A 7,519-nucleotide genomic window follows, 5' to 3' on the forward strand; every position below is an offset into this window, starting at 1 on the left:
CGCAATCAGAACGTGAAATTCTTCAGCGCGTCGGGCATGCCCTGCGCCATCGCTGCCTGCTCCTTCGCGTTGTAGGTCTGCGAATCCCACAGCTCGAAGTGACTACCCATTCCCAACAACATGACTTCCTTTTCCAGTCCGGCCGCCATACGCAGCTCGGGCGATACAAGAATCCGGCCCGCGCTGTCGAGATCGACGTCCATCGCATTGCCGAGAAAAATCCGCCGCCACCAGTGCGCGTCCATCGGCAACGCGGCGATCTTGGCGCGGAACACTTCCCATTCGGGGCGCGGAAACAGCAACAGGCAGCCGTCCGGGTGCTTGGTCACAGTCACCCGTCCTTCTGCCTGTCCTTGCAGCGCTTCGCGATAGCGAGCCGGCACCGACATCCGCCCTTTCGCATCGAGCGTCAGCGCCGACGCCCCTTGGAACACTTTCCGCTCTCCCGTTCAGGGCACCGAAGCACCCGCTCAATGCTGAGAATTTAGCCGGAACAGCCTGCTAAATCACACAAAAATACACTTTCTCACACTGTCTCCCACTTTAGAGGAAGGGTGTGGCACGGTCAAGGGAGCGGCCCGCTTTTTTGACGAATTTTGTTAGTTAGAACAAGGACTTACGCGCACATGCTCATGCGACCCCTCATTCCAAAAACCGTTATAAATGAATGAGCTAGTGCAACTTGTGAAGGTGATACGTGAGAAAGATGGGCCAGACACGCGTGAGGACGGGGCTTTCGGGGGCGGGAAAACGAGGAGTAAGCGGGCGGTATCGGGGGCGGTGAACCGGGGCGACGTCGCACGTCGCCCCGGTGCGAATCTCAGAGATAGTACGCAGTGCTCGTCATGACTTTCGACGCGGCGCGCATCAGCATCCGCGCGGGCAGCGGCAGCTCGATCCCGCCGGCGTCGGTCGCGGCCTTGCCGTGCTTCACTTCGTCGATGCGCATCTGGTCGACGATCGCACGCGACGCGGTGTCGGTCTCCGGAAGCTCGGACATGTGGCCTTCGAGATGACTCTCGACCTGCCGCTCCGTCTCGGCCATGAAGCCGAGGCTGACCTTGTCGCCGAGCGTGCCGGCCGCCACGCCGATCGCGAGCGCGCCGGCGTACCACAGCGGGTTCAGCAGGCTCGGGCGCGAGTCGAGCTCCTTCAGGCGGTGCGCGGTCCACGCGAGGTGGTCCTCCTCCTCGCGCGCGGCCTCCTCGAACATCGCCTTCGCCGACGCCGTGCGCGCGGTGAGCTTCTGCGCCTGGTAGAGCGCCTGCGCGCAGACCTCGCCGACGTGGTTCACGCGCATCAGCCCCGCGGCATGCGAGCGCTCCGCGGGCGTCAGTTCGGCGGCCGGCGCCTCGGCCGGCACGGGCACCGGGCGGCTCATCCGGCTAATGCCGGTCAGCGATCGCAGGCCGCGATCGAATTCGCTGATCAGTTCATCCAACACCATCCTGTTCTCCTGGCTGCGTGTGCTGCCGCGAGCGGCAAGGGCACGAGTCCGCTGCGTAACCGACTTGATTATTCAGCGGAAATTGCGGTTAACCCGTGATTTTAACCATTGTTGCATAAAGGAAACATGGCGGCCTTGCGCTACGCCATTTCGCTTTGTGGCAAAAAACGGTTTTGCTACATTACGTGCGACTTCTTGCGAAGTTGATGGGGCCCGTCAACAGAACATAACTATCCGCCCCGCCAAAAAAATTCAGTGATTCTTGGAGATCCGTTAATGAAAAAGTCGCTTCTCGCGCTCGTCGCGCTGGGCGCGTTCGCTGGCGCTGCCCATGCGCAAAGCAGCGTGACGCTTTACGGCATCATCGATGAAGGCCTGCTCTTCAACAACAACGCGGGCGGCAAGCATCTGTACAGCATGGCCAGCGGCGTGATGCAAGGCAGCCGCTTCGGCATGCGCGGCACCGAAGATCTCGGTGGCGGCCTGAAGGCGATCTTCACCCTCGAAAACGGTTTCGACGTGAACAGCGGCAAGCTCGGCCAGGGCGGCCTGATGTTCGGCCGTCAGGCTTACGTCGGCCTTTCGAGCCAGTACGGTACGGTCACGCTGGGTCGTCAATACGACTCCGTCGTCGACTTCGTCGGCCCGCTCGAGGCAGGCGACCAGTGGGGCGGCTACATCGCCGCTCACCCGGGCGACCTCGACAACTTCAACAACGCGTACCGCGTGAACAACGCAGTCAAGTTCACGAGCCAGACCTACGGCGGCTTCTCGTTCGGCGGCCTGTACAGCTTCGGCGGTCAAGCCGGCCAGTTCTCGAAGAACCAGGTCTGGTCGCTCGGCGCAGGCTACAACAACGGCCCGCTGGTCTTGGGCGTCGGCTACTTGAACGCACGCACGCCGAACCAGTTCGGCGGCATGTTCAACAACGGTTCCGCGTCTTCGTCGGTCTCGTCGCCGGTCTACGGCACGTACGCGAACAACGCGAACACGTACCAGGTCATCGGTGCGGGCGGCGCATACACGTTCGGCGCAGCGACGATCGGCGCGACGTACTCGAACACGAAGTTCAAGGGCTTCTCGGCCGGTCCGTTCGTGAACCAAAGCGCGACGTTCAACAACGGCGAACTCAACTTCAAGTATCAGTTGACCCCGGCGTTGATTCTCGGTGCTGCGTACGACTACACGCAAGGCAGCAAGATCAACGGCAGCTCGGCAGCCAAGTACCACCAGGGCTCGCTGGGCGTCGACTACTTCCTGTCGAAGCGCACCGACGTCTACGCGATCGGCGTGTACCAGCACGCATCGGGCAACGTGCTCGACGCGAACGGCAACGTCATCCAGGCAACGGCAGCGATCAACGGTCTCGCTGGTTCGAGCACCAGCAACCAGGTCGCAGCACGCGTCGGCATCCGTCACAAGTTCTAATCAGCTTGCCTGACAAGCCGCAGTACATTGAAGGCGCCTTCGGGCGCCTTTTTCTTTTCCGGTGCGGCAGCAGGGCCCCGCGCGCGGCGGCTCGGACGGTCGCGTTGCACGCGTCGCGGTGCTCCGCGCCCGTCCGTTGCGTCGAAACGCACGGCCGGCCGCCTTCCCCCTCGGGAACCCTCAGCTTCCGATCGGCGCCGCAAACAAAAAAGCCCGGCACGAGCCGGGCTTTTTTCGTTCGACCGCGCGTTCCGACGCGCCGTTACGCGCGTCCGTCGCGCAGCTCGCGCCGCAGGATCTTGCCGACGTTCGTTTTCGGCAGCTCCGTGCGGAATTCGACCAGCTTCGGGCGCTTGTACCCGGTGAGCCGCTCCTTGCAGTACGCCAGAATGTCCTTGTCGGTGAGCGCCGGGTCCTTCTTCACGATGAACAGCTTCACGGCTTCGCCGGAATGCTCGTCCGGCACGCCGACCGCCGCCACCTCGAACACGCCCGGATGCGACGCCACGACGTCCTCGACTTCGTTCGGATACACGTTGAAGCCGGATACGAGAATCATGTCCTTCTTCCGGTCGACGATCTTCACGTAACCGCGCGCATCCATCACGCCGACGTCGCCCGTCTTGAAGAAGCCGTCCGGGAACATGACCTTCGCGGTCTCGTCTGGCCGGTTCCAGTAGCCGGCCATCACCTGCGGCCCGCGGATGCAGATCTCGCCGGGCTCGCCGAGCGCAACGTCGTTGCCGGCGTCGTCGCGGATCGCTACTTCCGTCGATGGCAGCGGCAGGCCGATCGTCCCGCTGTATTCGGTCGCCGTCACCGGGTTGCACGTCGCCACCGGCGACGTCTCGGACAGCCCATAGCCTTCGATGATCGCGGTATGGGTCTTTTCATACCAGCGCTTCGCGACACCCTCCTGGATTGCCATGCCGCCGCCGTTGGCGATCACGAGCTTCGACAGGTCGAGCTGGTTGAATTCGGGATGATTCAGCAGCGCGTTGTACAGCGTATTGACCGCCGGAATCGTCGAGATCTGGTAGCCCTTCAGTTCCTTGATCATGCCGGCGATGTCGCGCGGATTCGGGATCAGGATGCCCATCCCGCCCGTGCGCATCGTCAGGAAGCCGCAGACGGTCAGCGCGAACACGTGATACAGCGGCAACGCGACAACCGTCACGAACTGTTTCACCTCCGGGTACTTCTCATGCGCCGGATGGTGCCAGGCGCCGGCCTGCAGCACGTTCGACACGATGTTCCGGTGCAGCAGCGTCGCGCCCTTCGCCACGCCGGTCGTACCGCCCGTGTATTGCAGGAACGCGGCGTCGTCGGGGCCGATCTTCAGCGGCTTGAACGCCTGCCGCGCGCCTTCCGACAGCGCGGCCTTGAAGCGCGTGAACGACGGAAGCTGCCACGCGGGCACCATCTTCTTCACGTTGCGCACGACGTAATTGACGAGCCATCCCTTGATACCCAGCAGGTCGCCCATCGATGCGACGACGACATGCTTGACGGCCGTATTGGCGATGACGGCCTGCAGTGTCGACGCAAAATTCTCGAGGATGACGATCGCCTCCGCACCGCTGTCCTTCAGCTGATGCTCGAGCTCGCGCGGCGTGTAGAGCGGATTGACGTTGACGACGGTGTAGCCGGCGCGCAGTACCGCGGCAATCGCCACGGGGTACTGCAGCACGTTCGGCATCATGATCGCGACGCGCGCGCCGCGCGCGAGGCCACGGGATTGCAGCCACGCACCGAACTGGCGTGACAGCGTGTCGAGTTCGCCGTAGGTGATGCCCTTGCCCATGCAGACGAACGCCGTGCGGTCGCGATACTGCCGGAAGCTTTCGTCGAGCAGGTCAGGGACAGAGGGGTAAGGAGACGCGTCAATTTCGGCTGGAACGCCGGGTGGGTACGATTTCAGCCAAATTTTTTCCATGCCGCGCGTCTCCTCACAGATTTTCGAATGGTCGTGCTAAAACGCATCGTAACGGCTCGCCCGTCCCGATACAACAGGGTTAGATGTCCACTTCGAACTTCCGTCGAAGTTCGTCTGATCATACGGGGGTATTCGATCAAATCCGCTCAACTTCGACAAGGCAATCGTAAAACGTCGCCGAATTGCCGAGATCGGTCAGCGCCTGGCTCGTCACCTCGTTTGCATTCCTGCCGTCCGGTGACAGCTTCTTCCACCAGATCGACAGCCCGACAACGAGCCCCGCGCGTGCGCGATCGGTAATTCTCGCGAGCGCCTGCATCGATCCGCGGTCGTTGAAGATGCGGACGACGTCGCCCTCCTCAATGCCGCGCGCTTCGGCGTCGGACGGGTGGATGTCGAGATGCGGCTCGCCTTCGGTCGTACGCAGGCTGTCGACGTTCACGAACGTGCTGTTCAGGAAGTGACGGGCTGGCGGCGAAATCATCGCGAGCGGATAGCGTGCAGCAAGCTCGGGCGCGGCCTCGGCTGATTCGAACGGCGGCAGGTAGTCGGGAACGGGGTCCATGCCCATCTGCTCGAGCCGTGCGCTGTAGAACTCGCACTTGCCGGACGGCGTGCGGAAACCGCCATTCGCGAACGGCGCTTCCGGCAGCTTGAGCTTCAGCCAGCCGTCCCGCTTCAGCGTATCCCAGTCGCTGTCGAGCGCCGGATCGTCCCACCGGAGCGCCGCGCGCGCGACCTCTTCGTCGCTGTGATAGAGCGCGGGCTCGTCGAGTCCCATGCTGCGCGCGATGCCGCGGAAGATCTCCGTATTCGGCCGTGCATCTCCCACCGGCGGAATCGACGGCAGGTTCGCCATCACATAGGTATGGCCGTACGATTTATGGACGTCCAGATGCTCGAGCTGCGTGGTAGCCGGCAACACAATGTCGGCGAAATCGACGGTATCTGTCTTGAAATGCTCGAGAACGACCGTGAACAGATCGTCACGCGCGAACCCCGCCGCGACCTTCGAAGAATCCGGCGCGACGGCCACCGGGTTCGAGTTGTACACGATCACTGCCTCGACCTTCGGCCCGAACGTCGCGTCACCCGGGTGCAACAGCGCGTCGCCGATCGCGTTCATGTTGATGATGCGCGGCAGCTTGTGCGGCCAACCCGGCATCAAATCCGGGCGCAGCAGTGCCGACTGGTTCACCGGCGCGGATTCCGATGACGAGAGCAACAGCCCGCCGGCCCGATCGCGCCACGCCCCCGTCAGTGCCGGCAGGCTTGCAATCGCGCGAACGGCGTTGCCGCCGCCTCGTACGCGCTGCATGCCGTAATTAAGACGGATCGATGCCTTGCGGGTGGCGCCGTATCGACGCGCAAGGTCGACCAGCTCCGACACGTCGATGCCGCAGATCTGCGCAACGCGCTCCGGCGGATAGGACATCGCCCGCTCCTTGAGCGCGTCGAAGCCGAGCGTATGGCTGGCGATGTAGTCGTGATCGAGCAGACCTTCAGTCATCAGCACGTGCATCATGCCGAGCGCAAACGCGCCGTCGGTACCTGGCTTCAATGCGATGTGCTGATGGCATTTCTCGGCTGTCAGCGAGCGGTACGGGTCGATCGCGACGAGACGTGCGCCGCGGCGCTTTGCCTCCTGCGCACGCGTCCAGAAGTGCAGGCTCGACGCGATCGGGTTTGCGCCCCATATCAGAATCAGCTCGCTTTCCTCGAAGTGCTCGAGGTGCATGCCAAGACTTCCGCCGTATGTGTAACGAAGCCCCGCCGCGCCGGCGGCCGCGCAAATCGTGCGCTCGAGCCGTGATGCGCCGAGCTTGTGGAAGAAGCGCTGGGCGATGCCCTCGCCCTGCACGAGCCCCATCGTCCCCGCATAGCTGTAGGGCACGATCGCTTCCGGTGCACGCGCCGCGATTTCCCCGAGGCGACGGCCGATCTCGTCGAACGCTTCGCTCCAGCTGATCGGTACAAAGCGCCCTTCCCCCTTCGCGCCGACGCGCTTCAACGGGACCGTGAGGCGATCGGGATGATGAACACGATCGGCGTATCGGCTGACTTTCGTGCACAGCACGCCTTGCGTCGGCGGATGGTCGGGGTCGCCCGTCACCTTGATCGCCTTGCCGTTCTCGACGGTCACGCGCATTGCGCACGTGTCCGGACAATCGTGCGGGCAAACGGCCCGAGCTACCTGTGTGGCGGCGTTCATCGTTTTGAATGCGGGGATGGGGATTTGCAAATTTTACGTGGACGCGCCGAATAAAGCGTTCATTTCGTACGGATCTTGGGCTATTTGACCGCGAAGAGCGTTGGGAGGAGTGGGGGAGTTTCAGTTGCGACGCATGTCTTCGCTGGGAGCGAACAGCACGGCCAACTCTGCGTTCGTTGCGGACGATGGAAAGCTGACCATGCATGACAGTGTTTGCCGATACATGAGGAGAGTGCAGCTTTGATCGAAGATGGGATCAATATGCCAGTAAATCACGAAACATATCGGCCATTGAGGGAGTTCGGCAACGCAATAGGTTACGCTTGAGAGAGTGTGGCCTGGGCGACGAGAACCTCACCCAGCCCGCACACATTTCCATCGCTGAAATGCAAAAACCCCCGCCTTTCGGGCGGGGGTTTCTGGCTTAGGGAGCCTGACGATTACCTACTTTCACACGGGAATCCGCACTATCATCGGCGTAGAGTCGTTTCACGGT

At 62.6% G+C, this 7,519-nt stretch carries 5 protein-coding genes; 1 reads left to right on the forward strand and 4 read right to left on the reverse strand.

All coding sequences use genetic code 11. The features are described from left to right. Positions 1 to 5 precede the first annotated feature (5 nt). Positions 6 to 434: a division/cell wall cluster transcriptional repressor MraZ gene (gene mraZ / locus ACTRWB_RS15460; RefSeq protein WP_006487094.1), complete on the reverse strand. Its 429-nt coding sequence runs from the start codon at positions 432 to 434 to the stop codon at positions 6 to 8. A gap of 386 nt (positions 435 to 820) precedes the next feature. Further along, entirely contained in the window at positions 821 to 1,447 is a 627-nt protein-coding gene (gene coq7 / locus ACTRWB_RS15465) for a 2-polyprenyl-3-methyl-6-methoxy-1,4-benzoquinone monooxygenase (RefSeq protein ID WP_446902370.1), read from the reverse strand. 276 nt (positions 1,448 to 1,723) lie between these two features. Here coq7 and ACTRWB_RS15470 point away from each other — a divergent pair, with 276 nt between their 5' ends. Beyond that, positions 1,724 to 2,875 carry a porin gene (locus ACTRWB_RS15470; RefSeq protein WP_412022534.1) on the forward strand — a complete coding sequence of 384 codons (1,152 nt, stop codon included), beginning with the start codon at positions 1,724 to 1,726 and terminating at the stop codon, positions 2,873 to 2,875. Between the two features lie 262 nt (positions 2,876 to 3,137). Here the strand turns inward: ACTRWB_RS15470 and ACTRWB_RS15475 are convergent, their stop codons facing one another. Further along, complete coding sequence (locus ACTRWB_RS15475; RefSeq protein WP_193097571.1) at positions 3,138 to 4,811, reverse strand: long-chain fatty acid--CoA ligase; 1,674 nt, start codon at positions 4,809 to 4,811, stop codon at positions 3,138 to 3,140. 136 nt (positions 4,812 to 4,947) lie between these two features. Next, a complete protein-coding gene (locus ACTRWB_RS15480) occupies positions 4,948 to 7,023 on the reverse strand; it encodes a molybdopterin-containing oxidoreductase family protein (protein ID WP_446902371.1) in 2,076 nt (691 codons plus the stop codon). Positions 7,024 to 7,519 lie beyond the last annotated feature (496 nt).

Source organism: Burkholderia sp. YIM B11467 (assembly GCF_052952715.1).